Source organism: Mycolicibacterium mageritense, from assembly GCF_010727475.1.
Lineage (GTDB): Bacteria > Actinomycetota > Actinomycetes > Mycobacteriales > Mycobacteriaceae > Mycobacterium > Mycobacterium mageritense.
Genome location: NZ_AP022567.1, coordinates 3,628,682 through 3,650,097, shown reverse-complemented (window position 1 = coordinate 3,650,097; position 21,416 = coordinate 3,628,682). Strand labels below are relative to the sequence as shown.

Annotated in this window: 23 protein-coding genes; 10 read left to right on the top strand and 13 right to left on the bottom strand. The window is 67.3% G+C overall.

The window, feature by feature from the left end; all coding sequences use genetic code 11:
* The first annotated feature begins 65 nt into the window (after positions 1-65).
* The 4 genes from G6N67_RS17465 to G6N67_RS17450 are packed head-to-tail and all read left to right on the top strand — an operon-like array spanning position 66 to position 4,450.
* Entirely contained in the window at positions 66-2,405 is a 2,340-nt protein-coding gene (locus G6N67_RS17465; protein ID WP_036429977.1) for a xanthine dehydrogenase family protein molybdopterin-binding subunit, read from the top strand.
* A gap of 2 nt (positions 2,406-2,407) precedes the next feature.
* Positions 2,408-3,094: an SRPBCC family protein gene (locus G6N67_RS17460; protein WP_036429979.1), complete on the top strand. Its 687-nt coding sequence runs from the start codon at positions 2,408-2,410 to the stop codon at positions 3,092-3,094.
* Positions 3,091-3,966 (top strand): FAD binding domain-containing protein, encoded by an 876-nt coding sequence (locus G6N67_RS17455; protein WP_036429981.1) that lies wholly within the window; start codon positions 3,091-3,093, stop codon positions 3,964-3,966. Before G6N67_RS17460 ends, G6N67_RS17455 begins: the two co-directional genes overlap by 4 nt.
* Positions 3,959-4,450 (top strand): (2Fe-2S)-binding protein, encoded by a 492-nt coding sequence (locus tag G6N67_RS17450; RefSeq protein ID WP_036429983.1) that lies wholly within the window; start codon positions 3,959-3,961, stop codon positions 4,448-4,450. The genes G6N67_RS17455 and G6N67_RS17450 overlap by 8 nt, the downstream gene beginning before the upstream one ends.
* Here G6N67_RS17450 and G6N67_RS17445 read toward each other — a convergent pair.
* Positions 4,428-4,862 carry a YdeI/OmpD-associated family protein gene (locus tag G6N67_RS17445; protein ID WP_036429985.1) on the bottom strand — a complete coding sequence of 145 codons (435 nt, stop codon included), beginning with the start codon at positions 4,860-4,862 and terminating at the stop codon, positions 4,428-4,430. The genes G6N67_RS17450 and G6N67_RS17445 overlap by 23 nt on opposite strands.
* Before the next feature lie 40 nt (positions 4,863-4,902).
* Between G6N67_RS17445 and G6N67_RS17440 the strand changes: the two genes are divergently transcribed.
* Positions 4,903-5,790, top strand: a complete 888-nt coding sequence (locus G6N67_RS17440; RefSeq protein ID WP_036429987.1) for an NAD(P)-dependent oxidoreductase — start codon at positions 4,903-4,905, stop codon at positions 5,788-5,790.
* A 70-nt stretch (positions 5,791-5,860) separates the two neighbouring features.
* Here the strand turns inward: G6N67_RS17440 and G6N67_RS17435 are convergent, their stop codons facing one another.
* Complete coding sequence (locus G6N67_RS17435; RefSeq protein ID WP_036429989.1) at positions 5,861-6,697, bottom strand: SDR family oxidoreductase; 837 nt, start codon at positions 6,695-6,697, stop codon at positions 5,861-5,863.
* Between the two features lie 41 nt (positions 6,698-6,738).
* Positions 6,739-7,647 (bottom strand): enoyl-CoA hydratase, encoded by a 909-nt coding sequence (locus G6N67_RS17430; protein ID WP_036429991.1) that lies wholly within the window; start codon positions 7,645-7,647, stop codon positions 6,739-6,741.
* Positions 7,648-7,917: 270 nt separating this feature from the next.
* Here G6N67_RS17430 and G6N67_RS17425 point away from each other — a divergent pair, with 270 nt between their 5' ends.
* The 5 genes from G6N67_RS17425 to G6N67_RS17410 all read left to right on the top strand — a co-directional run bounded on the left by G6N67_RS17425 (position 7,918) and on the right by G6N67_RS17410 (position 10,829).
* Positions 7,918-8,268 (top strand): hypothetical protein, encoded by a 351-nt coding sequence (locus G6N67_RS17425; protein ID WP_036429993.1) that lies wholly within the window; start codon positions 7,918-7,920, stop codon positions 8,266-8,268.
* Between the two features lie 59 nt (positions 8,269-8,327).
* Positions 8,328-8,657, top strand: coding sequence for a hypothetical protein (locus G6N67_RS17420; protein WP_073907038.1), 330 nt, complete (start codon positions 8,328-8,330; stop codon positions 8,655-8,657).
* A 106-nt stretch (positions 8,658-8,763) separates the two neighbouring features.
* Positions 8,764-9,153, top strand: a complete 390-nt coding sequence (locus tag G6N67_RS17415) for a hypothetical protein (RefSeq protein WP_036429995.1) — start codon at positions 8,764-8,766, stop codon at positions 9,151-9,153.
* 47 nt (positions 9,154-9,200) lie between these two features.
* Positions 9,201-9,365, top strand: coding sequence for a hypothetical protein (locus tag G6N67_RS38805; RefSeq protein WP_110798355.1), 165 nt, complete (start codon positions 9,201-9,203; stop codon positions 9,363-9,365).
* Positions 9,366-10,829 (top strand): alpha,alpha-trehalose-phosphate synthase (UDP-forming), encoded by a 1,464-nt coding sequence (locus G6N67_RS17410; protein ID WP_036429997.1) that lies wholly within the window; start codon positions 9,366-9,368, stop codon positions 10,827-10,829.
* 8 nt (positions 10,830-10,837) lie between these two features.
* Here G6N67_RS17410 and G6N67_RS17405 read toward each other — a convergent pair whose 3' ends face one another.
* The 10 genes from G6N67_RS17405 to G6N67_RS17360 are packed head-to-tail and all read right to left on the bottom strand — an operon-like array spanning position 10,838 to position 21,408.
* Entirely contained in the window at positions 10,838-11,677 is an 840-nt protein-coding gene (locus G6N67_RS17405; protein WP_036429999.1) for a hypothetical protein, read from the bottom strand.
* Between the two features lie 54 nt (positions 11,678-11,731).
* The gene (locus tag G6N67_RS17400; RefSeq protein WP_036430001.1) at positions 11,732-12,229 is read right to left on the bottom strand and encodes a hypothetical protein; all 498 of its coding nucleotides are present in this window, start codon (positions 12,227-12,229) and stop codon (positions 11,732-11,734) included.
* Positions 12,229-12,933, bottom strand: a complete 705-nt coding sequence (locus G6N67_RS17395) for an Rv1363c family protein (RefSeq protein ID WP_036430002.1) — start codon at positions 12,931-12,933, stop codon at positions 12,229-12,231. The genes G6N67_RS17400 and G6N67_RS17395 overlap by 1 nt, the downstream gene beginning before the upstream one ends.
* Complete coding sequence (locus tag G6N67_RS17390) at positions 12,933-14,636, bottom strand: MCE family protein (protein WP_036430003.1); 1,704 nt, start codon at positions 14,634-14,636, stop codon at positions 12,933-12,935. The genes G6N67_RS17395 and G6N67_RS17390 overlap by 1 nt, the downstream gene beginning before the upstream one ends.
* Complete coding sequence (locus G6N67_RS17385) at positions 14,636-15,808, bottom strand: MCE family protein (RefSeq protein WP_036430005.1); 1,173 nt, start codon at positions 15,806-15,808, stop codon at positions 14,636-14,638. Before G6N67_RS17385 ends, G6N67_RS17390 begins: the two co-directional genes overlap by 1 nt.
* Positions 15,805-17,256 (bottom strand): MCE family protein, encoded by a 1,452-nt coding sequence (locus tag G6N67_RS17380; RefSeq protein ID WP_036430007.1) that lies wholly within the window; start codon positions 17,254-17,256, stop codon positions 15,805-15,807. The genes G6N67_RS17385 and G6N67_RS17380 overlap by 4 nt, the downstream gene beginning before the upstream one ends.
* Positions 17,253-18,320, bottom strand: coding sequence for a virulence factor Mce family protein (locus G6N67_RS17375; RefSeq protein WP_374762469.1), 1,068 nt, complete (start codon positions 18,318-18,320; stop codon positions 17,253-17,255). The genes G6N67_RS17380 and G6N67_RS17375 overlap by 4 nt, the downstream gene beginning before the upstream one ends.
* On the bottom strand, positions 18,313-19,359 hold the full coding sequence (locus tag G6N67_RS17370) for an MCE family protein (protein ID WP_036430011.1): 1,047 nt from the start codon (positions 19,357-19,359) through the stop codon (positions 18,313-18,315). Before G6N67_RS17370 ends, G6N67_RS17375 begins: the two co-directional genes overlap by 8 nt.
* Positions 19,359-20,561 carry an MCE family protein gene (locus tag G6N67_RS17365; protein WP_036430013.1) on the bottom strand — a complete coding sequence of 401 codons (1,203 nt, stop codon included), beginning with the start codon at positions 20,559-20,561 and terminating at the stop codon, positions 19,359-19,361. Before G6N67_RS17365 ends, G6N67_RS17370 begins: the two co-directional genes overlap by 1 nt.
* Positions 20,562-20,565: 4 nt before the next feature.
* Positions 20,566-21,408 (bottom strand): MlaE family ABC transporter permease, encoded by an 843-nt coding sequence (locus G6N67_RS17360; protein ID WP_036430015.1) that lies wholly within the window; start codon positions 21,406-21,408, stop codon positions 20,566-20,568.
* Positions 21,409-21,416: the final 8 nt, after the last annotated feature.

The following is a 21,416-nucleotide window of genomic DNA, read 5'->3' as shown; positions in this document are numbered from 1 at the left end:
CGATGTTCACGTGGCCGACGGCGTGTACTTACGCGCAGAAGTAACCGACGGATGGGAGCGATCGTATGGTGTCAGCCTCACCGGGAACCGTGGCCACGCGCTACGCCGGCAGGCGGGTCGAACGAGTCGAGGACACCCGGCTGCTCACCGGCCGCGGCAGCTTCGTCGACGACATCGTCCGGCCCGGCATGCTGCACGCCTGTTTCGTGCGCAGCCCTTATGCGCGGGCCACGATCAACGGCGTCGACACCACCGCGGCGACAGCACTTCCGGGTGTGCACGCGGTGCTCACGGCCGCGGATCTCAACCACGAGGTCAAGGAGGCCTGGCATGCCGTCGCGGGCAAGGACATGCCGGACACCCCTCGCCCGCCGTTGGCCGAAGGTGAGGTGAAGTTCGTCGGCGATCCCGTCGCGCTCGTGATCGCCGAGAGCCGGTACGTCGCCGAAGACGCCGTCGATCTGGTCGAAGTCGACTACCAGCCGCTGCCTGCCGTCGCCGATTTCCGTCGGGCGCTCACGTCCGACGTCAGCGTCCACTCCGCGTACCCTGACAACAACGCGGGCGGTATGGGCGGGGCACCGCCCGACGAGGAGACCTTCGACTCCGCGGCACATGTGGTCAAAGAACACATCTACCAACAGATGTACGTGCCGGTCCCGATGGAGACCCGCGGCATGGTGACCGAGTGGGCCAACGGTGAACTGACCATCTGGGCGTCCACCCAGACCCCGCACGAACTGCGCGCGTTCGCCGCGCGACTGCTGGGCATACCCGCCCAGCACGTCCGGGTGATCATGCGCGACACGGGCGGTGGCTTCGGGCAGAAGGTCGTCCCGATGCGCGAGGACATGTGCATCATGCTGGCCGCGCGCAAAGTACCGGCGTCGCTGAAGTGGATCGAGGACCGGCGCGAAAACCTGATGTCGGCGGGGCAATCCCGCCACGTCGACGGCGACGTCCGGATGGCGTTCGACGAGAACGGCGCGATCCTGGCCGCCGACATCGACTTCATCCAGGACGTCGGTGCCTACCCGACTCCGTACCCGGTGCTGACGACCGCGGCGATCGGCATGTTCTTCCCGGGCCCGTATCGGGTTCCGAAAGCCAGCTTCAACTACAAGACGCTGTTCTCCAACACCGCGGGCCTGCACGCCTACCGCGGGCCCTGGCAGTACGAAACCCTCTCGCGGGAAATCCTTCTCGACATCGCGGCCCGGAAGATGGGCATGGACCCGGTCGAGCTGCGCCGCAGGAACCTGCTGCGTCGCGACGAGATGCCGTACTTCAACCCCAACGGCATGCCGTACGACCACGTCGCGCCGATCGAGACGTTCGAACAGGCCGTGAAGATCCTCGATCACGAGGGCTTCCGCAAGGAACAGGCCGAAGCGCTCGCGCACGGTCGTTACCTCGGGCTCGGTTTCTCGGCCTACATCGAACCGACCGGCGCGGCCACCGGCCACCTGGCCTCCGAAGGCTGCACCATCCGGATGGAACCGACCGGAAAGATCAACGTCTACGTCAACGGCGGATCCACGGGAAACAGCCTGGAGACCACCGTCATTCAACTCACGGCCGACACACTCGGCGCCGACATCGACGACGTCGCGACCATCCAGGGCGATACCGCCGTGACACCGTACGGCGCCGGCACGCAGGGCAGCCGCAGCGCACCGATGACCGCGGGCGCGGTCAACGAGGCCGGCGCGATCCTGCGCAACCAACTCCTCGCGATGGCCGCGGCGCACCTCGGTGTCGATGCGGAGCAGATCGAGCTCGCTGGATCGAAGGCGACGGTGCGCGACGATCCCGACAAGAACGTGACGTTCGCGGCCCTCGCCTACCGTGCGCACTACGAACCGCAGCAGCTGCCGCCGGGCGTATCGGCCAGTCTGGAGGCCACCGCCCGGTTCACCGCGCCGCCGACCGCGCCCATCCACTGGGCCAACGCCACGCACGCCTGCACGTGCGAGGTCGACCTGGAAACGGGCCGGGTCGACATCACCCGCTACATCGTCAGCGAAGACGTCGGCCCGATGATCAACCCCAACGTCGTGGAGGGCCAGATCGCCGGCGGCACCGTACAGGGCATCGGCGGCGCCCTGCTGGAGCAGCTATCCTACGACGACGCCGGAAACCCGCTCGCCTCAACGTTTGTCGACTACCTGTTGCCGACGGCCACCGACGTCCCGACGATCGAGTACGGCCACGTCGAGATCCCCGGACCCGGCGTCGGCGGGTACAAGGGTGCGGGCGAGGGCGGCGCCATCGGATCGGCCCCCGCGGTCATCAACGCGATCAACGACGCACTTGCCCCGCTCGGGGTCACCCTCACCACGCTGCCCGCGAGCCCCGCCGCCATCGTCGCGGCACTCGAACGATCCGAACGGAAGGACCACTAGCCGTGGAGCTCAACAACGAATTCCGGGTCGCGGTACCGGCGGCGAAAACCTGGGAGGTGCTGACCGACGTCGAACGCGTGGCGCCGTGCCTGCCCGGCGCCACGCTGCTGAGCGTCGACGGCGACGACTTCACCGGCGCGGTCAAGGTCAAAGTCGGCCCCATCACGGTGGCCTACCAGGGCAATGCGACCTTCCAGGAGAAGGATCCGGCCGCGCAACGGGTGGTGCTCAAAGCCAACGGCAAGGAGACCCGCGGCAACGGCAGCGCGTCGGCCGTCGTTACTGCGCAACTCAAGGAAGAAGCCGCCGGCAGCACCCTGGTGGTGGTCACCACCGATCTGGCGATCTCGGGCAAGGCCGCGCAGTTCGGCCGCGGCGTGCTCGCCGACGTCGCGGGCAGCCTGATCGACCAGTTCGCCGAGCGCCTCGAGGGCGAGTTGCGCGGTGGACCGTCGGATGAAACAGCGTCCGCCACAACAGCTCCCGCCGAGTCTCAACCGGGCGCCCCGATCAACGCACTCGCCCTGGCCAAGGTCATGGCGGTACCGATGGCCAAGCGGTTCGCGCCGGTGATCGGCGCGGTCGCCGCCGCGGGCGTGGCCGGGTTCCTGCTCGGCCGGGCCGGTCGCAAACGCACCGAGCTGTCGTCGGACGATCTGCACGCGGCCCTGCTTCGGCTGGTGTCGTGAAAGCCGCCGCGTTCGCCTACCACCGGCCCGCCGACGTCGCCGAGGCCGTGCGGCTGCTCGGCGAATACGGCGATGACGCAAAGATCCTGGCGGGCGGTCAGAGCCTGGTGCCGATGCTGGCCATGCGGCTCACGCATTTCGACAACCTGGTCGACATATCGCGGTTGACCGAACTCAACGACATCGATCGCCGGGGAGACGAGGTCCGGATCGGTTCGGCCACGCCGCACGCACTGGTCGGCATGGACGACGAAGTGGCCGAGTCGGTCCCACTGCTGACCCTGGCCACGCCCCACATCGGGCACTTCCAGATCCGCACCCGCGGAACCCTCGGCGGCGCGATCGCCCACGCCGATCCCGCGGCCGAGTACGCCGCCGTCGCGCTCGCACTCGACGCGACCATCGAGGCCACGTCCCCACGCGGCACGCGGGAGATCCCGGCCGGTGAATTCTTCACGGGCCTGTGGGAGACGTCGCTGGCCTCCGACGAGATCCTCACGGCAGTGCGGTTCCCGGTGTGGCCGGGGCGCTGCGGATTCGCGGTGCAGGAGTTCGCCCGCAGGCACGGCGATTTCGCGATCGCGGGCGCAGTCGTCGGGATTCAGCTCGACTACGACAACCGGGTTTCGCGGTGCGGGATAGGGTTGCTCGGGCTCGGCTCCACCGCGAAACGGGCCGCCGCGGCCGAGGCCGCCGTGCTCGGCTCCCCGATCGGCAGCATCACCGATGAGGAGATCGGCCGGCTGGCGATGTCCGAGCTCACCGACGTGCCCACCGACCTGCAGGGGTCGGCGGCCTACCGCACGCGTGTCGGCGCCGCGATGGTGGCCCGGGCCTGGAAGCAAGCGAGCATGGAGGCGTGCAATGCATGAACTGCCGGTTGTGATTTCGGTCAACGGGCGGGCCTGTCAGGGCATCGTCGAACCACGGATGACGCTGGCCGACTTCCTGCGGGAGATCTGCGGACTCACCGGAACCCACCTGGGCTGTGAGCACGGCGCCTGTGGGGCGTGCACGGTGCTGCTGGATGGTCAGGCGGTGCGGTCCTGCCTGATGTTCGCCGTTCAGGCCGACGGCCAGGAAGTCACCACCGTCGAGGGCATCGCAGGCCCCGACGGACAGTTGTCACCGGTGCAGGCCGCGTTGAAGGAATGTCACGGGCTGCAATGCGGCTTCTGCACGCCGGGATTCGTCACGTCGATCACCGCACTGTTGCGAGACAACCCCACGCCAACCGACGCCGAGATCCGCGAAGGCCTGTCCGGCAACTTCTGCCGCTGCACGGGCTACCAGGGCATCGTCAACGCGGTGCATCGCGCATGTGAAAACGAGCTCAAACCGCTAGCTCAGCAATGACTTTCGCGATGCGGCGGGCCCGGGTCTCTGCGGCCTTGGCCCCTTCCACCGCTGTCACGTGCGCCTTCTGCCTGCTGTAGGACAACCGTTCCCAGTTCGCCGCGGCACCCGGTGACCCGTCGATGGCCGCCCGGAGATCGTCGGGCACGACAACGGTGCGCGGTTCGGTGTCGACGGTCAGCTCGACGTCGATCGCGTCGCCACCACCGATGCCAGACTCCTTGCGCCGCTCGGCGCTGAACGGGATCAGGAACTTGCCGCCCATCGGGGCTACCGTCGATCGGTACCGGTAGCCGTTCACGTCGACCACCACGGCCGGGCGCTTGCCCGCGGCGAGCGCCTCGACGACGCCGGCAGGCACTTCGATCCCGGTGTTGTTGCCGTCCTGGAACATCACTGTCGAGAACTTCATGCTTCCTCCCCTGGCCAACGTAGCCGGTACAAGTGGAGGTATGAAGATCGGATTCATCGGCCTGGGCAACATGGGCGCGGCGATGGCCGCCAATCTGCTCAACGCAGGTCACGAGGTCACTGCCTACAACCGGTCCCCTGACAAGGTGGCCGCACTCGCGGCCAAGGGGGCGCGACCGGCAACGTCGGTGGCCGAGGCGTGCCGCGGCGACGTGGTGATCACGATGCTGGCCAACGACGAGGCCGTGCAAGCCGTGACGTTCGGAGCCGACGGCGTACTGGCCGCACTGCCCGCGGGTGCCGTCCACGTCTCGTCGTCGACCATCAGTGTCGACCTGGCCGAACGCCTCACCCAGGCCCACGCCGAGGCCGGCCAGGGATTCGTCAGCGCACCGGTGTTCGGACGGCCCGAGGCCGCTGCCGCCGCCAAACTCTTCGTCGTCGCGGCGGGCGCGCAAGCCGCGGTCGACGCCGTGACGCCGGTGTTCGACGCCGTCGGACAGCGCACCTTCGTCCTCGGTGTCGAGCCCAAGGCTGCCAACCTGGTGAAGATCAGCGGCAATTTCCTGATCGCCTCGGTGATCGAATCGGTCGGCGAGGCAATGGCTTTGGTCGGCAAGGCCGGTGTCGACAAACAGCAGTACCTGGACCTGTTGACGTCGACGCTGTTCGACGCTCCGGTGTACCGGACCTACGGCGGTCTGCTGGCCCGCGATCAGTTCACCCCGGCCGGTTTTGCCGCGACGCTCGGCCTCAAGGACGTCAAGCTCGCGCTGAGCGCGGGCGAGGCACTGCAGGTGCCGCTACCGGTGGCCAGCCTGCTGCGCGACCGGTTCCTGACCCTGCTGGCCACCGGAGGCGGTGAACTGGACTGGTCGGCGGTCGGGGCGCTCAGCGCGTGGGAGGCCGGCGCGGATCACCCGGCCTGAGATTCGTCAACGTAGAAGATCGCAGTCACGTGGTGGTGCGATCTTCAACATAAGTGCTTGCATACCAGAATTATTCGGCGACCACGCCGCGTAACCCGTCGGCGCCGAACATGGGCTCGAGCATGCCCGAGATGTCGGGCCCGCGGCGTAGCCCGTGGCCGCCGTCGACGTTGATCGCCTGACCGGTGATCCAGCTCGCGGCGTCGCTGAGCAGGAACACCGCGAGGTTGGCGATGTCCTCGACCTCGCCGAAGCGGGGCAGCGGCGTACAGGCCTTGTAGTCGTCGGCGGCCGCCGGGATCTCGAAGATCGGACCGACCATCTCGGTACGGGTCAAGCCGGGGCGGATGCTGTTGACGCGCACCCAGGACGGGCCGAGTTCGTCGGCTGCCAGCTTCAGCAGGTGGTCGAGCGCAGCCTTGCTCACGCCGTATGCGCCGAACCAGCGGTGGGTGTTGCTCGACGCGATCGACGAGATGCCGACGAACGATCCGCCGCCGCCGCGCACGAGCTCGCGGCCCGCGTGCTTGAGCAGATACATGGTGCCGTTGATGTTCAGGTCGACGGTGCGGCGCCACAGCTCGGAGTCGATCTGCGTGATCGGCCCGATGGTCTCCGATCCACCTGCGCTGTGCACCACGCCGTGCAGCCGGCCGTGCCACGCAGTCGCCGCGGCCACGGCCCGGCTGACCTCATCCTCACTGGTCACGTCGGCGGGCTCGTAGCGCACGGATCCCGGGCCGCCCGCCGCGGCGATCTCGTCGGCCGCGGCGCTGAGCTTGTCGGCGTTGCGGCCGATGAGCATGGCGTTTCCACCGGACGCGACGATGGCGGCCGCGGCACCCTTGCCGATACCGCTACCGCCGCCCGTCACCAGATACACACGGTCCGCCAACGACAGCTGCACTGCTGTACCCCTTACCGAAACTAGAACAGGTTCTCGTTAAGTCAAGGTGTATCACGCCGGGCCGGTTTCGGTGCGCCCAATGTGCGCCAATCCGGAACGTCGGGGGGCAACCCGACGGGGAACCGGTTCTCGTTGGCCGCGGCCCAGTGCGCATGCCCGAGTTCGTGGATGTGGAACGCGTGACGCAGCGCCTCGGTGAAGCCCATAGCGTCGCTCGCGGCGTTCACCGAGTCCTTGATCAGCAGCGCGGCCATGGTCGGCCGCTCGGCGATCCTGCGGGCGAACTCCAGCGTCTTGTCCTCGAGCTCGTCGCGCGCGAACACCTTCGACACCATGCCGAGCCGGTACGCCTCGTCGGCGTCGATCGAATCCCCGGTCAGCAAAAGCTCTTTGGCCTTGCGGGGGCCGAATTCCCAAGGATGGGCGTAATATTCGACGCCTGGCATACCCATGCGCACTCCGACCACGTCACTGAACTTGGCGTCGTCGGCCGCGACGATCAGATCGCACGCCCAGATCAGCATCAGCCCCGCCGAGATGGCGTTGCCCTGTACCTGCGCGATGGTGATCTTGCGCAGATCGCGCCAGCGCCTGGTGTTCTCGAAGTAGAAGTGCCACTCCTGCAGATACGTACGCTCGGCGACACCCGCCGCCGTTGCGCCGTATCCGGCGAACGTCGGGTGCCGGCCCGGGCCGGGTTCCCGTTCGGCGAGCGCCTCTTCCGAACCGAGGTCGTGACCGGCCGAGAAATTCCTGCCGCGCGCCGCGAGGATCACCACACGCACATCGTCGTCGGCCTCGGCCCGGGCGAACGCCTCGTCCAATTGCACCAGCAGCGTGCGCGTCTGGGCGTTCTGCGCGGCAGGCCGGTTGAGCCAGATGCGCGCGATGCGGCCCTCATCGAGGGTCTCGTAAGCGATCTGGCGGGGCTCGTCTTCGGATTCGGCCATGTCGGACCACCTCGCTGGCAGGGGCTACAGACTTAACAAACTGCACCTTACGTGTATCGCCGAACCCGACCACACCCGGTATCACAGTTACTTGACAGTCGCTTCACAGCAGTTGTCAAGACATGACGATGCGAAAGCATCACACCACGCATATCCGTTGCCGCGAGTAGCATGTCGAGCACCAGAGACATCGTGGCCAGCGGCGGTCAAGCCACCGCCACCCTGCTTCTAGCAAAGTAGTTTGAACCCCGTAGAAAGAGTACGAGAGACATGGCCATTTCCCAGCTTTCAGCGCGCCGACTCATCGCCGCGGGCGGCCTCGCCATCGCGATGGTCGCCGCACCGGCGGTCGCGATGTTCACGGTCCCCGCCACCGCGCTGGCCGACTGCCCCAACGGGGAGAGTGCGGACACGTTCACCACGGCGTGCGTTCCGGACCTCGTGCCCAACTCGCCGCTGCCCTCGGTTGGCATCCCCGGTGGCGGCGGTTCGATCCCGTGCACGGGCGCCAACTCGGGCCAGTGCATCGGCCTGGCCGAGGAGCAGCAGTCCGAGGGACCGCAGCCGGTGCCACAGTCGACGGTGGGCAGCAGCCCCACGGTCACCGGAAGCATCGGCTGAGGACACAGCGAGTCTCCAGAGTCCGTACAGCTGACCCCCAGCAGTCCTAGACTGCTGGGGTGACACCACGCCATCTCCTGGCCGCGGGATTCGCGGCCGCCGTGACAGGTGCCGCTGCGCTCGCGCTCCTGCCGGGTGTTACGCCGACCGCGAATGCCGCGTGTACGAGTGGCGAAGAAGAAGACGTCTACACCACGTCGTGCACACCATTTCTGGTGCCCAATTCGCCTTCGCCGTTCTCGGCGATTCCAGGCAATCCCGATATCCCCGCGATTGACGGTATCCCGTGCACGGGCCGTAACGCCGGCCAGTGCATAGGCCTTGCCGAAGAGGCTGAAGCGGCAGGTCCGGAGGCTGTTCCGCGCTCGACGATCAGCGCGAGCCCCTGAGGTTTCCAGGGGACTGGCAGAACTAATGCAGATTCTTGCCAGCTTCCATAGAATCCTCCCGACGAGACAGTCAAATAACTGTCAAATAACTACAGAAAGCGTGACGATGGCGACCTTCCCGTTCTCGATGCGACGACTTATCCTTGCCGGCGGATTTGCGATCGCAGCGGCCGCCGCACCGGTGATCACCGCCTTCACCGTGCCCGTGTCGTCCGCTCCGGCCGTGGCGTGCCCTGCCGGCGAGGAAGAAGACCTCTACACCGGCGTGTGCCTGCCGCACACCGTGCCCAACTCCAGCAGCTCGATCGGCCCCGTCTCCGGCAATCCGGACCTGCCCGCGGTGAACGTGCCGGGCGGCGGCGGCTCCATCCCGTGCACCGGCGCCAACACCGGCCAGTGCATCGGTCTCGCCGAGGAAGCCCAGTCCGAGGGCCCGGCGGTCAACCCCGAGTCGAGTGTGGGCAGCAGCCCCACGGTGCACGGCTCGATCGGCTGATCCCGAGCGAATCGGCCGCGACATGCCCGGTCGCATAGAGTTGAGGTATGGCTGCAAAAACTGATCCCGCCGATCTCGGCGACGTCGAACCGTTGGCCGACAGCACCGCCAGTCAGGCGCGCCGGGTTGTCGCGACCTACGCGAACGACGCCGACGAGTGTCGGATGTTCCTGTCCATGCTCGGTATCGGACCGTCGAAAACCGAGGCCTGAGTGAGTCCGGACGACGGCCGAAAGGCCGTGTCCGGCCATTCCGACTTCGTCGTGGTGGCCAATCGCCTTCCGATCGACATGGAGCGGTTGCCCGACGGCAGCACGGCGTGGAAGCGGAGCCCCGGCGGTCTCGTGACCGCCTTGGAGCCGCTGCTGCGTAAGCGTCGGGGCGCCTGGATCGGCTGGGCCGGAATCCCGGACAGTCCTGAGGAACCGATCGTCGAAGACGATCTCGAACTGCACCCGGTACGCCTGACGGCCCAAGAGGTCGCCGACTACTACGAGGGCTTCTCGAACGGCACCCTCTGGCCGCTCTATCACGACCTGATCGTCAAACCCGAGTACCACCGGGAATGGTGGGAAAGCTACGTCGAGGTGAACCGCCGGTTCGCCGAGGCGACCGCACGCGCGGCCGCACCCAACGCAACGGTCTGGATCCAGGACTACCAGCTCCAGCTCGTCCCCAAGATGCTGCGCATGCTGCGGCCCGATGTCACCATCGGGTTCTTCCTGCACATCCCGTTCCCGCCCGTCGAACTGTTCATGCAGATGCCGTGGCGCACCGAGATCGTCGAGGGCCTGCTGGGCGCCGACCTCGTCGGCTTCCATCTGCCCGGCGGCGCACAGAACTTTCTGGTGTTGTCGCGGCGGCTGGTCGGCGCCAACGCGACCCGGGCCTCGGTCGGGGTGCGCTCCCGGTTCGGCGAGGTGCAGGTGGGCTTCCGCACCGTCAAGGTCGGCGCGTTCCCCATCTCGATCGACTCGACCGACCTCGACAGCAAGGCCCGAAACCGCGCAGTCCGGCAACGGGCCCGGCAGATCCGCGCCGAGCTCGGAAACCCGCGCAAGATCCTGCTCGGCGTCGACCGGCTCGACTACACCAAGGGCATCGACGTGCGGTTGCGCGCGTTCTCGGAACTGCTCGAGGAACACCGGGTCAAACGCGACGACACCGTTCTGGTGCAGCTCGCGACGCCGAGCCGCGAGCGTGTCGAGAGCTACATCGCGATGCGTGAGGACATCGAACGGCAGGTCGGCCACATCAACGGGGAGTACGGCGAGGTCGGCCACCCGATCGTGCACTACCTGCACCGGCCCGTGCCGCGCGACGAGCTGATCGCGTTCTTCGTCGCCGCCGACGTCATGCTGGTGACACCGCTGCGGGACGGCATGAACCTGGTCGCCAAGGAGTACGTGGCCTGCCGCAGTGATCTGGGCGGTGCGCTCGTGCTCTCCGAATTCACCGGCGCCGCAGCCGAATTGCGCCAGGCGTATCTGACCAATCCGCACGACCTCGAGGGCGTGAAAGACGCGATCGAGGCCGCGCTCGGTCAAGACCCGGAGGAAGGCAGACGCCGGATGCGCGCGCTGCGCCGCCAGGTGCTCGCGCACGACGTCGACCGCTGGGCGCGGGCCTTCCTCGATGCGCTGACCTCGACCGAGGGTTCGGAGAATCCGTCGTAGCCCGCGGCTCACAGCGCGGTGATGTGCAATTCCTTCCTGGCCGTCTCGACCACCGCGCGGCGACCCGGGTCGCCGATCGGTGACACCCCGAGGAAGTACGTGGTGGGGCTGGTGCCGACGACGACGAGCATGACGTCGTCGCCCCGGATGGTCGGGTCGGAGATCGTGACGGTGACCGGGACGTCGATCTGGCTGATCGGCGTGCCGTCGAGCCGGCCCGGTGTCGGCGTCACGTCACCGACCACGGGAGCCGTGCCCTCGTACAGCTCACTGGCCACGATGCACTTCAGCATCAGCTCGGCCTGATCGGCAAGGCTCAACGACGGCGCGAAGTTGGTGATGCCGACCGTGAGCTGCCCGATCCAATCCGTCTCGGGCATTTCGCGGACCGTTTCGTCGAGCGACACCGCATCGATCGAGTTGGGTACCCGGTGCTCGGCCTTGGGGCGCCAATCCGGTGCGATGTTCTGCGGGAAGGCCAGACCGCCCGCCGAAACCATGCCCGTCGTCGGTACCTCGCCGCTCGACACACTGTGGGTGCAGTCTGTCGCGTTCTGGGCGACCGGGCTGGGCGGCGGCTCCGAGGCGACGGGCTCGGAGGTCGGATGTGTCAGGGCCATCCGCACGATCAGCACCGCCGCGACCGCGATCACGGCGAGGATCGCCACGCCGACGACACCGAGGATCGCGAGGTTCCGGCGGCTGTGGTCAGGCGGCGCGGTCGGTGTCCCCGCCGCGTCCGGGTACCGCACACCCTGCTGATCCGGCGGTGCCCAGTAGATCGGGGTGTCCCCTGCCCCGTAGGCCGGTGGCTCACCGCCGGGACCGGAACCGTCCGCATTGCTCACATGTCGATTCTCGCCCGGCCGGACGAGGCTTCGGTGCAGAGATTTTTCGGCGGATCAGACCAGATTGATCGCGTTGATCAGCCAGCGGCCGTCGATCTTCTGATAGTCGACCTGCAGGCGGCTGCCGTCGTACAACGGCTGTTTGGATTTGTCGGTGAGGGTGCGGTTCATGAACACCAGCACCGAACCCGAATTGCGTTGGGCGGTGAGCATTCCGACACCGACCACGTTGACCTGGCTGATCACCTGGCGATCGAGCGCCTGCGGGATGATGGTCTTGTTGGACTCGTCCTCGTACTGCTTGCGGAACTCCGGCGTCATCAGCTGATACGCCTGGATGCTGCTGGCCCGGATGGTCTGGTAGTCGAACCCGAGGATCGCGGGAATCTGGTCCTTCGCGAGATCCGGCAGCGCATCGCGGGTCTGCTGCTCCGCGTGCGTCTCGACGCGATTCCAGTACATGCTGCCGCCGACGGCGCCGAGTGCCACCACCGCGACGGCGAGCAGCACGCCCACGAACACCGCCAACCGGCCCGTCCACCGCCCGCGCATCAGTTGCCTCCGTCGGGCCATTTGATGTCGTACCCCGTCATGTGGCCGTTGTCGTCCTCGTGCACGATGACCCGCAGCCGGTAGGGCTTGGAGGGCGCGTTGACACCGTCGACGTCGGTGACGGTGACCCGAACGGCCACGAGCACCGAGGCGTTGCCCGCGATGTCGTCGATGCCCTCGAGTGCGGCACCGCTGACCACGGCCTCCGAGCTGGCGTTGGTGTCGCGGAACAACGCCTTGAGATTGTCGGCGTTGTTGTCCCGCGTCATCATGTCGCGCAATGGGCCGCTGGTGTCGTCGACGAAGCGGCGCACGCTCTCGTCGATGGTGTCCTGCGTGTAGCTGAACATGTTGACCACGGTCTGCTTGCCGGTGTCCACGAAGCGCTGATCGCGCGCCTGCGCGGCGTCCGCCTGCCCCTGCTGGTGGGCCATCAGCGCGACCAGGCTCGCCAGTGCGATCACGACGACGCCGAGCACCGCGGTGGCGACGAGCGCGACCATCGCCGCGTGCGGGCGCCTGCGCACCAGTTTGAGCGGTGTGGCGGCGGGCTTCTTGGGTGTTTTGGCCGCCGGTTTCGCCGGCGGCGCCGCTTCTATTCGGATATCGGTCGTGGTGGGCGTCGCCTCGCCGCCGGCCGGACCAGCCGCCCGGGACGCACGACGACGCTCCGGCCTCACGGTGGAGGCCGTTTCCTCGGTCATCAAGCCTGCCTTGGATCCGTCATCAGATCTGCCCAGGTCTGCGGGGGTGCCAGATTGTCTGCGCCGGGCGCGTACACACCGGTGCCACCGTCGGCATCCGCAAAGACCCCGGTATGGGGATCGTAACTGCCGATCCCGGCCGGGCTGGCCAGTGGTGGCGCCTCCGCGGGCAGCGGCGCGTCTGCCGGTGGCGGCGCGGGCGCGTCCGGCGGGGGCGGCGGTGCGTCGGCAGGCGGTGCCGTCCTGCCGTACGGCGGGACGATCTGGTCGGGCGGCGCGAAGTACGGCCATGGCGGCGGCTGCGGCCCCGGCTTGTTGGGCGGCACCGGCAACGGGAACGGGGCGTGCGGCGCGGGCCCAGGGCCCGGCTCGACACCCGGCGGCAGCTGCACCACGGGCGGCCCCGGATCCGGATCCACCTGCGGCGGAATCATCGGGAACTTGTTGGGCGGCAAGATGTTCCGGCCGTCGTCGATCGGCGTCCCGTAGGGCACCGGCGGACCGCGCCACGGGTTGGTGCCGATCGGCACGTATCCGTTGGGATCGCGGCACAGCTGCACCGTGGGTGCGCGCTTGCCGGGGAACTCCTGGCACGGGTAGTTGCGCGCGCCGCGCACCACCGAGGGATCGTTGTGCGCGGTCTTGCAGTACAGGTCGGGCGGCAGCTCTCGCAGGGTTTCGTCCGCGGGAGACCGGATCTGGGTCGCGGGCACAAAGCCCGTCAGGCACGGTGGCGCGTCCCCCAGATCCACCTTGAAGTCGAGCTTGCCGCCCTCGTCGGTGGGCACGCCGCCTGCCACGGTGTTCAGCGCGGCCATCAGCGCCGGGAAGATCACCAGCGCCTGTTCGATCGACTTGCTGTAGATCACGCCGATCCGGCCGAAGTTGGCCAGGTTGGCGGCCAGCACCGGGAACGACGGGCGGATGCCGCTGAACGCGGTGTTGGCCTCGGACGTGGCGCCCGGCACGGTCTTCAGCGTCGTGCGCAGTTGCGCATCGGCGCCCGCGACCTCGCCGGTGAACCGCGCGAGCCCCTCGGCCAGCGACCGGATGTCGTCGCCGCTGCGCATCTGGGCTTCCAGGAACGGCCCGGCCTGGTCGATCAACTGCGTGGTCTCGCCATAGTTGGCGTTGGCCTCGTCGATCAGCAGCCGCGACGACTGGATCAGTCGGGCGAGCTCGGGGCCGGATCCGTTGAACGCCTTGAACGATTCGCGCAGCAGATCCTGCAGTCGGCTGTTGCTGACACTGCTCACCAAGGTGTCGGCCTCGTGCAGCAGGCCAGCGATGTCCTGGCCCACGCGGGTGTTCTGCTGGCTGATGGTGGAGCCGTTGCGCAGCTTGTTCGACGACGGATCCTCCGGTGGCACCAGGTCGACGTACTGCTCACCGACCGCCGAGACGCTCTTGACGGTCGCGATCACGTTGTCGGGAATCGCGGTGTTGCTGTTGAGCCGCATGTTGGCGACCACGCCGTCAGGCGACAGGCCCACAGAGTCGACCCGACCGACCGTGACGCCGCGGTAGGTGACGTTCGCGTTCTGGTACAGGCCACCGCCGGCCTCGAAGTCGGCCTTGACGTGGTAGACGCCGATGCCCACAGCCGCGGGCAGGTGCAGGTAGAACGTCGAGATCGCGCCAACGGTCAACACCGTGACGATCCCGAAGATCATGAGCTGCAGACGAGTCAGCCGGTCGATCATTACGGCGTCCCCTCATGCTGTGTCGCGGTTCCCGGTGGGATCTTGAACGGATCGGCGGCCTGCCCCGAAAGGTTGGCCATCGCGCCGAGCAGGAAGTCCGGCGGATTGATCACTTCATCGAGGTGCTTCATGTTCGGATCGAAGCCGCCGGTGGTGAAGATCGACTCGCCGAACCGCCGCAACGTCAGGTCGAACGTCACGAACACGTTCAGGTAGTCGCCCCGCACCGCCTGGCGCAGGTACTTGTAGTGGAACGGGAACGTCGGCAGGAACTCGAGATCCTTGATGAAGTCGTCGGCGTTGTCGTTGAACGCCTTGATCACCGGGTAAAGATCCTTCAGGTCGGCCGCGAAATCGTCCTTGGTCTGCGACAGGATCCGCGCGCCGATCTCGGCGAAACCGCGCAGTGCCGTGAACGCCTCGACGATGTTGGCGCGGTTGTCGTTGAGCACCTTGAGCGCGCCCGGCAGCGTGTCTAGCGTGCGGCCCAGGTTGTCCTTGCTGCGCGCCAGGACCGACGCGAACCGGTTGAGCCCCTCGGCCGCCGCGATGATGTCGTTGGTCTGCTGGTCCAGCGACGAGGTCAGCTCGGCCAGCCGCGGGATCAGGTCGGCGAAGCTGCCCTGCCGCCCGGCCACCGCGGCGAACGCCTCGTCGGTGATGTCTTGCAGCGCACCGAGATTGCCCTTGTTGACGACGACGCCCAACGAGGACAGCACCTCTTCGGTGGTCGGATACCGGCCCGCCTGTTTGAGCGCGATGTTGGAGCCTTGGCGCAGCTCGCCTTCGCCCTGCTCGTCGACCGGAGCGGACAACTCGATGTGCTGCGAGCCCAGCAGCGACGTCTGCGCGACGCGCGCGGTGGCGTTGGCGGGCAACTTGACGTTGCTGTCGAGCGAAAGCTGCACCGCGGCGTAGAAAGTGCCGTCGGGACGTTGCACGGCGTCCACACCGGACACACTGCCGACGGTCACGTCGTCGACCATCACCGGCGAATTCTGTGGCAGCGTCGCGACATCCGGCAGCTGCACCGTGATGGTGTACGACCCGGGACCGTGTCCGGCGGTGCCGGGCATGTTCAGCGAGTTCAGCCCGCCGAACTGGCACCCCGCGAGCAATACGGCGCCGCTGCCGAGCACCGTCGCCCGGCGCAAGACGTGTGCAGTCCTCATCCGCCCGCACCTGCCTCTGCCGGCATCGGGGCACCGGGCTCCGGCGGCGGCACCGGGCCCGGAGCGGGGACCGGGGCTTCGGGGCCGCCGTTGTGCGACGTGCTCGGGAGCGCCGGCGTGCCTGCCGCACCGGGCGTGGGCGCACCGGGAGCCGCGGCCGGGTCGGGCGGCAGCACCAGCGACGACAGCGTGGCGTCCGACGGAATCTGGGGTGGTGTCACGCCGGGGGCGTTCTGCCACTGCAGATATGGCAGCGGCGTCTCGGACTTCGCTTCGGTCGCCGGGGTGTCGTAGATGATCTGGCCCTTGTACGCGGTGATGCTGTTGATCGGGTGGAACAGCACCGGCGGATAGTTCATGGTGATGCGCTTGAGCACGGGGCCCATGCGTTGCCTGCAGATCTCGGCACGCTTGTAGTTGTCGGGGTTCGCACCGGTGTCGAACGTGCCACCGCAGATGAACTGCACGGGGTTGGCGAAGTTCGGCAGCGACAGCAGACCGCCGACGGTGCCCTGCGCCGGGTTGTAGATGTTGTAGAAGTTCGCCAGGCCGTTGGGTGTGATGTGCAGGATCTGCTCGATGTCGTCGCTGTGGTCGGTCATGATCTGCGTGAAGTCCGCGAGCTTGTTCACCTGGCCGATCAGCGCGTCGTTGCTCTCGTGCAGGAGCCCACGCACATCCCCCAGCGCCTGGTTCAGCGTCGCCAGGGTGTTGTCCAGATCGCTCGAGCTGTCGGCGAGCACCTGCGACACCGACGCCACGTGGTTGGTGAACTGCACGATCTGCTCGTTGCTGTTGGACAGCGCGTTGACCAGGATCTGCAGGTTCTTGACCGTGCCGAACAGGTCGGTACGCGAATCACCAAGGCGCCCAGCAGTTTGCGAAAGCTCGCGCAGCGCCGAGCGGAACGAGTCACCGTTGCCGTCGAACGTGTCGGCGGCCTGGTTCACGAAGTCGGCCAGCGGGCCGGCCACCGAACCCTGCTGCGGGCCGAGTTGCGTGCTCAGCGCGGTCAGCTGCTCCTTGACCTCGTCCCATTCGACCGGCACGCCCGTGCGGTCCAGGCCGATCGACGCGCCGTCGGCCATCACGTCGCCCTCGGTATAGGCCGGGGTGAGCTGGATGAACCTGGCCGACACCAGGTTCGGCGCGATGATCAGCGCCTTGGCGTCGGCAGGCACCTTGACGTCGCTGTCGACGGTCATGGTGATCTTGACGTCCGAGGGCCGCGGCTCGATCGAGTCGATCCGGCCCACCGGCACGCCGACCACCCGCACCTCGTCGCCGGCGTACAGGCCGACGGCGTTGGTGAAGTAGGCCGTGAGCTTGTGGCCGACGCGGGACGGCCACACCTGGTAGACGCCGACGGCGAGCGTCACCAGCAGTAACGCCGCGAGCCCGGCGCGCAGCCAGCGATTTCGTCTGGACACTGAATTCCCTTGTGTCATGGCGATTTCGGCCTGATGATCGTGCGTTCCGAGATGTAGCCGCGCAGCATGTCGGCGAGGCTGTCGGGCAGCTTGCCGGGCTGGAAGTAGGTGTCGAGCAGAACCTCGGACATCGCTGCCGGCGGCAGGCCGTACAGGTTGATGTTGAAGCCCGGGCCGTTGCCGACCACCTCGCCGAGCGCGGTGGCATACGGCGGCAGGCGCTTGAGCGCCTCACCGATGTGCTCTTTGCGCTCCAGCAGGTTGTCCATCACCAGGTTCAGCTTGTCCAGCGCGGGCTTGAACTCGCGGCGGTTGTCCGCGACGAACCCCGAAAGCTGTTTGGACACATCGTCGATGCCGGCGATCAGGGTGCTCAGGGCCTGTCTGCGCTCGTCGAGGGCCGCGAACAGCTGGTTGCCGTCGGTGATCAGCTGGTTGACCTGGCCGGCCCGCTGCGCCAGCAGATCCGAGACCCGCTTGGCATGCATGAGCAGGCCTTCGAGGGCCTCGTCGCGCCTGTTGATGCTGCGCGACAGATTGGCCACGCCGTCGAGCGCGCCGCGCAGTTGCGGCGTGGCATCCCGCAGCGTGTCGGTCAGCGTCTGCAGGGCCTGCTCGAATTTAGGCTTGTCCAGTTCGCTCACGTTCTGCCCGAGATCCTGCAGCGCGGTGTTGAGCGTGTAGGGAGTCGTGGTGCGGCCCAACGGGATGACGGTCTGCGAGCCCGCGCCTTTCGGCGTGACCGACAGCGACTTCTCGCCGAGCACGGTGTCGGTCTTGATGGCCACCAGAGACTGGTCGCCGACCTTGATCTTGCGGTCCACCGTGAAGCCGACCTTGGCGTTGGCCCCGGACAGCGCCACGTCGGTCACCTTGCCGACCGTGATGCCCGAGACGTTCACGTCGTTGCCGGGGTTGATCCCGCCGGCATCGCTGAAATAGGCCTCGTACTGCTTGCCCTGCGGGAAGAACGGCAGGCTGGTGTAGCCGAACGCGACCAGCACCAGGCACGCCACCACGAAGATGCCGATGATTCCGGTGCGCAGCGGATTCGAGTTGCGCGAGCTGCTCAAACTAGTCATTCTTCGGTGCACACCTCCCCTTGGACGGATCCGGCGGTCCGCCGAACGGAATCAGGATGTCGCTGCCTGCAGGTCCGTTGACCTTCATCCGGATCGAGCAGTAGTAGATGTTGAAGAACGACCCGTAGGCACCGAGGGCGTTGAGCCGCAGGTAGTTCTCGGCGAGCGGTTCGATCACCTTGTTGACGTCGCCCTTGCGTTCGTCCAGGCGCTGCGCCAGCGGGCGGGCGTTTTCGAGGACGCCCTGCAGGGGCCGCCGGGACTTCTCCAGCATGTCGGTGAGATCGTTCTCCGCCGACGCCAGCGGGCCGATCGCCCCGGCGATGGGATCGCGTCCCTCGGCCAGGCCGGTGATCAGCTTCTGCAGTTCGTCGACGCTGGCGTCGAACTGCGCGCCCTTCTCGTCGACGGTGCCCAGCACGGTGTTCAGGTTGGTGATGACGTCGCCGATCAGCTGATCGCGGGCCGCCAGGTTCTGGGTGAAGGCCCCGGTGCTGGTGAGCAGGCTGTTGAGCGCACCGCCCTGGCCCTGCAGCAGTTCGATCACCGCGTTGGAGACCTCGTTGACCTTGGCGCCGTCGAGGCCCTTGAGCACCGGACGCAAGCCGCCCAGCAAGGCGTCGAGATCCAGTGCGGGCTGGGTGTTCTGCAGCGCGATCGTGCCGCCCGCAGGAAGCTTGCGCAGTTCGCCTGGCCCAGAGGTGATCTCCATGTAGCGGTCGCCCACGAGGTTCTCGTAGCGCACCACGGCCCGGCTGGACGTGTAGAGCTGGTAGCGCTTGTTGACGTCGAACGCGACGTCGACGGTGTTGTCGGGGTTGAGCTTCACGTCGTTGACCGTGCCGACCGGAACGCCGGCGATCCGGACGTCCTGGCCGGCCTTCAGCCGTGACGCCTCGGAGAACGTCGCGTGGTAGCTGTTGCCCGCGGCGAACCGGAACTCGCCGAACACCACCACCAGCCCGGCCGCGACCAGCAGCATCACCACCGTGAAGATGCTGACCTTGAGCATCGTCCGGTCCTTGTAGGCGCCGGCCATCAGAAATCGTCCCTTTCCGCGAACGCACCGTTGAACAGGAACTGCAGCGTTGCGGGCGCGTCGAACTGCACCTCGGTGTTCGGCTGGAACGGAACGTAGGCGTTGTCGGTAACCAGGAACGGCGAGTGGTACCAGCTGCCGCCGAACTGCTTCGACGGCGGATTGGGCAGACCGCGACAGTTCGGGCCGCCCGACGCGTTCACGAGCGGCAGGCTCTCGGGGTACGTGTAGGCCGGCGCGCCTGGGAGGAAGTTCGACGCCACGAACAGGCCGGGCCGGATCCCGCCGATGATCGGGGCGAAGCGATCCACGCCGACCGACGTGCCCTGCAGGATGCAGCCGAATTCGGGTGAGTAGTCGCCCGCCACCTTCAACGGAGCCCGCAGTCGCTGGATGGCCGCGATGTAGTTGTCGGCCGCCGGGCCCAGCGTTGCGGTGCCGTTGTTGGCGAGCCCGGTCGCGGCGAGCAACGTCGCGTTGAGGTTGTCCTGCTCGTCGACGATGGTCTTGTTGAGCGTCGGCACGTTGTCGATGATCTTGGCCAGGTCCGGTCCGGCGTCACCGTAGATGTTGGCCACCACCGCGGCCTTCGCGAAGTCGTCCTGCAACGTCGGCAACTTCGGATTCAGTTGCTGCAGATAGGTGTTGAGGCCCGCCATGGCCGCACCCAGATTGTCACCGTTGCCGCGCAGACCCTCGCCGAGCGCGGAGAGCGTCGCGTTCAGGTTCACCGGGTCGATCTTGTTCAGCACGTCCGACAACGTCTGGAACAGCGTGTTGACCTCGAGCTGAACGTCCTTGGCGGCCACGATCGCGCCGTTTCTCAACGACGTCGGCTGCGGCTGGTCCGGTGGGAGGAACTCGACGGACTTGGCGCCGAAGATCGTGTTGCCCGCGATGCGCACGGTCGCGTTCGACGGAATGAAGCGCATCTCGTTGCGGTTGATCAGCAGCGTGAGCTTCGCCTCGTCGCCCGCGTACTCGATGTCCTTGACGTTGCCGACCTGGATGCCGCGGTACTTGACCTTGGCGTCGCGCTCCATCACCAGACCGGCGCGCGGCGAGGTGACCGTCACGGTGTCGGTCGGCGTGAACGCCGCGGTATACGACAAGTAGGTGAAGACCACCGCAGCCAGCACGATCGCCGCCAGGATCGCCGCGGCGATCCGGACATGGCTACGTTTCGCGTTTCCGTTTGACATCGATCTACCCGGAAAGGTTGAAGTTGCCGGACGCGCCGTAGACGGCCAGGGAGATGAACAGGGTGATGGTGACGACGACGATGAGCGACGTGCGCACGGCCTGCCCGACCGCGATACCCACGCCGACCGGACCGCCCGAAGCGTTGTAGCCGTAGTAGGTGTGCACCAGCATGACCGCGATCGACATGACGATGGCCTGCAGGAACGACCACAGCAGATCGCTCGGGATCAGGAACGTGTTGAAGTAGTGGTCATAGAGGCCCGCGGACTGCCCGTTGATGAAGACCGTGGTGAACCGGGCCGCGAAGAACGCGGCCAGCACCGAAAGCGAGTAAAGGGGCACGATCGCGATCAGCCCCGCGAGCAACCGCGTGGACACGAGGTACGACACCGCGTGCACGGCCATCGACTCGACCGCGTCGATCTCCTCGGCCACTCGCATGGCGCCGAGCTGGGCGGTGGCGCCCGCGCCGATGGTCGCGGCGAGCGCGATACCGGCGATCACGGGCGCGACGATGCGGACGTTGAGGAACGCCGACAGGAAGCCCGTGAGCGCCTCGATACCGATGTTGCCCAGCGACGAGTAGCCCTGTACCGCGATGACGCCGCCGGAGGCAAGCGTCATGAACGCGGCGACACCGACCGTTCCGCCGATCATGATGAGCGCACCCGTGCCGAGGGTCATCTCGGCGATCAGCCGGATGGTCTCCTTGCGGTAGCGCGTGACGGCGTTGGGGATGTACCGCATCGTCTCGCCGTAGAACAGGGCCTGCTCACCGACGTTGTCGACCACTTTGGGCACGCCACGGAACAGACGGCGAAAGCGAAGGGTGGCGTCGTAGCTCATGCCCGCGC

What these genes read in the sequence shown, in the direction of transcription:
- G6N67_RS17400 (WP_036430001.1), bottom strand. Translation starts at nt 12,229, where the DNA reads ATGCGCGGGCGGTGGACGGGCCGGTTGGCGGTGTTCGTGGGCGTGCTG.
- G6N67_RS17415 (WP_036429995.1), top strand. Translation starts at nt 8,764, where the DNA reads ATGGCGACCTTCCCGTTCTCGATGCGACGACTTATCCTTGCCGGCGGA.
- G6N67_RS17370 (WP_036430011.1), bottom strand. Translation starts at nt 19,359, where the DNA reads ATGGCCGGCGCCTACAAGGACCGGACGATGCTCAAGGTCAGCATCTTC.
- G6N67_RS17360 (WP_036430015.1), bottom strand. Translation starts at nt 21,408, where the DNA reads ATGAGCTACGACGCCACCCTTCGCTTTCGCCGTCTGTTCCGTGGCGTG.
- G6N67_RS38805 (WP_110798355.1), top strand. Translation starts at nt 9,201, where the DNA reads ATGGCTGCAAAAACTGATCCCGCCGATCTCGGCGACGTCGAACCGTTG.
- G6N67_RS17390 (WP_036430003.1), bottom strand. Translation starts at nt 14,636, where the DNA reads ATGATCGACCGGCTGACTCGTCTGCAGCTCATGATCTTCGGGATCGTC.
- G6N67_RS17375 (WP_374762469.1), bottom strand. Translation starts at nt 18,320, where the DNA reads ATGACTAGTTTGAGCAGCTCGCGCAACTCGAATCCGCTGCGCACCGGA.
- G6N67_RS17430 (WP_036429991.1), bottom strand. Translation starts at nt 7,647, where the DNA reads ATGGCCGAATCCGAAGACGAGCCCCGCCAGATCGCTTACGAGACCCTC.
- G6N67_RS17385 (WP_036430005.1), bottom strand. Translation starts at nt 15,808, where the DNA reads ATGAGGACTGCACACGTCTTGCGCCGGGCGACGGTGCTCGGCAGCGGC.
- G6N67_RS17425 (WP_036429993.1), top strand. Translation starts at nt 7,918, where the DNA reads ATGGCCATTTCCCAGCTTTCAGCGCGCCGACTCATCGCCGCGGGCGGC.
- G6N67_RS17365 (WP_036430013.1), bottom strand. Translation starts at nt 20,561, where the DNA reads ATGTCAAACGGAAACGCGAAACGTAGCCATGTCCGGATCGCCGCGGCG.
- G6N67_RS17450 (WP_036429983.1), top strand. Translation starts at nt 3,959, where the DNA reads ATGCATGAACTGCCGGTTGTGATTTCGGTCAACGGGCGGGCCTGTCAG.
- G6N67_RS17440 (WP_036429987.1), top strand. Translation starts at nt 4,903, where the DNA reads ATGAAGATCGGATTCATCGGCCTGGGCAACATGGGCGCGGCGATGGCC.
- G6N67_RS17395 (WP_036430002.1), bottom strand. Translation starts at nt 12,933, where the DNA reads ATGACCGAGGAAACGGCCTCCACCGTGAGGCCGGAGCGTCGTCGTGCG.
- G6N67_RS17445 (WP_036429985.1), bottom strand. Translation starts at nt 4,862, where the DNA reads ATGAAGTTCTCGACAGTGATGTTCCAGGACGGCAACAACACCGGGATC.
- G6N67_RS17465 (WP_036429977.1), top strand. Translation starts at nt 66, where the DNA reads ATGGTGTCAGCCTCACCGGGAACCGTGGCCACGCGCTACGCCGGCAGG.
- G6N67_RS17380 (WP_036430007.1), bottom strand. Translation starts at nt 17,256, where the DNA reads ATGACACAAGGGAATTCAGTGTCCAGACGAAATCGCTGGCTGCGCGCC.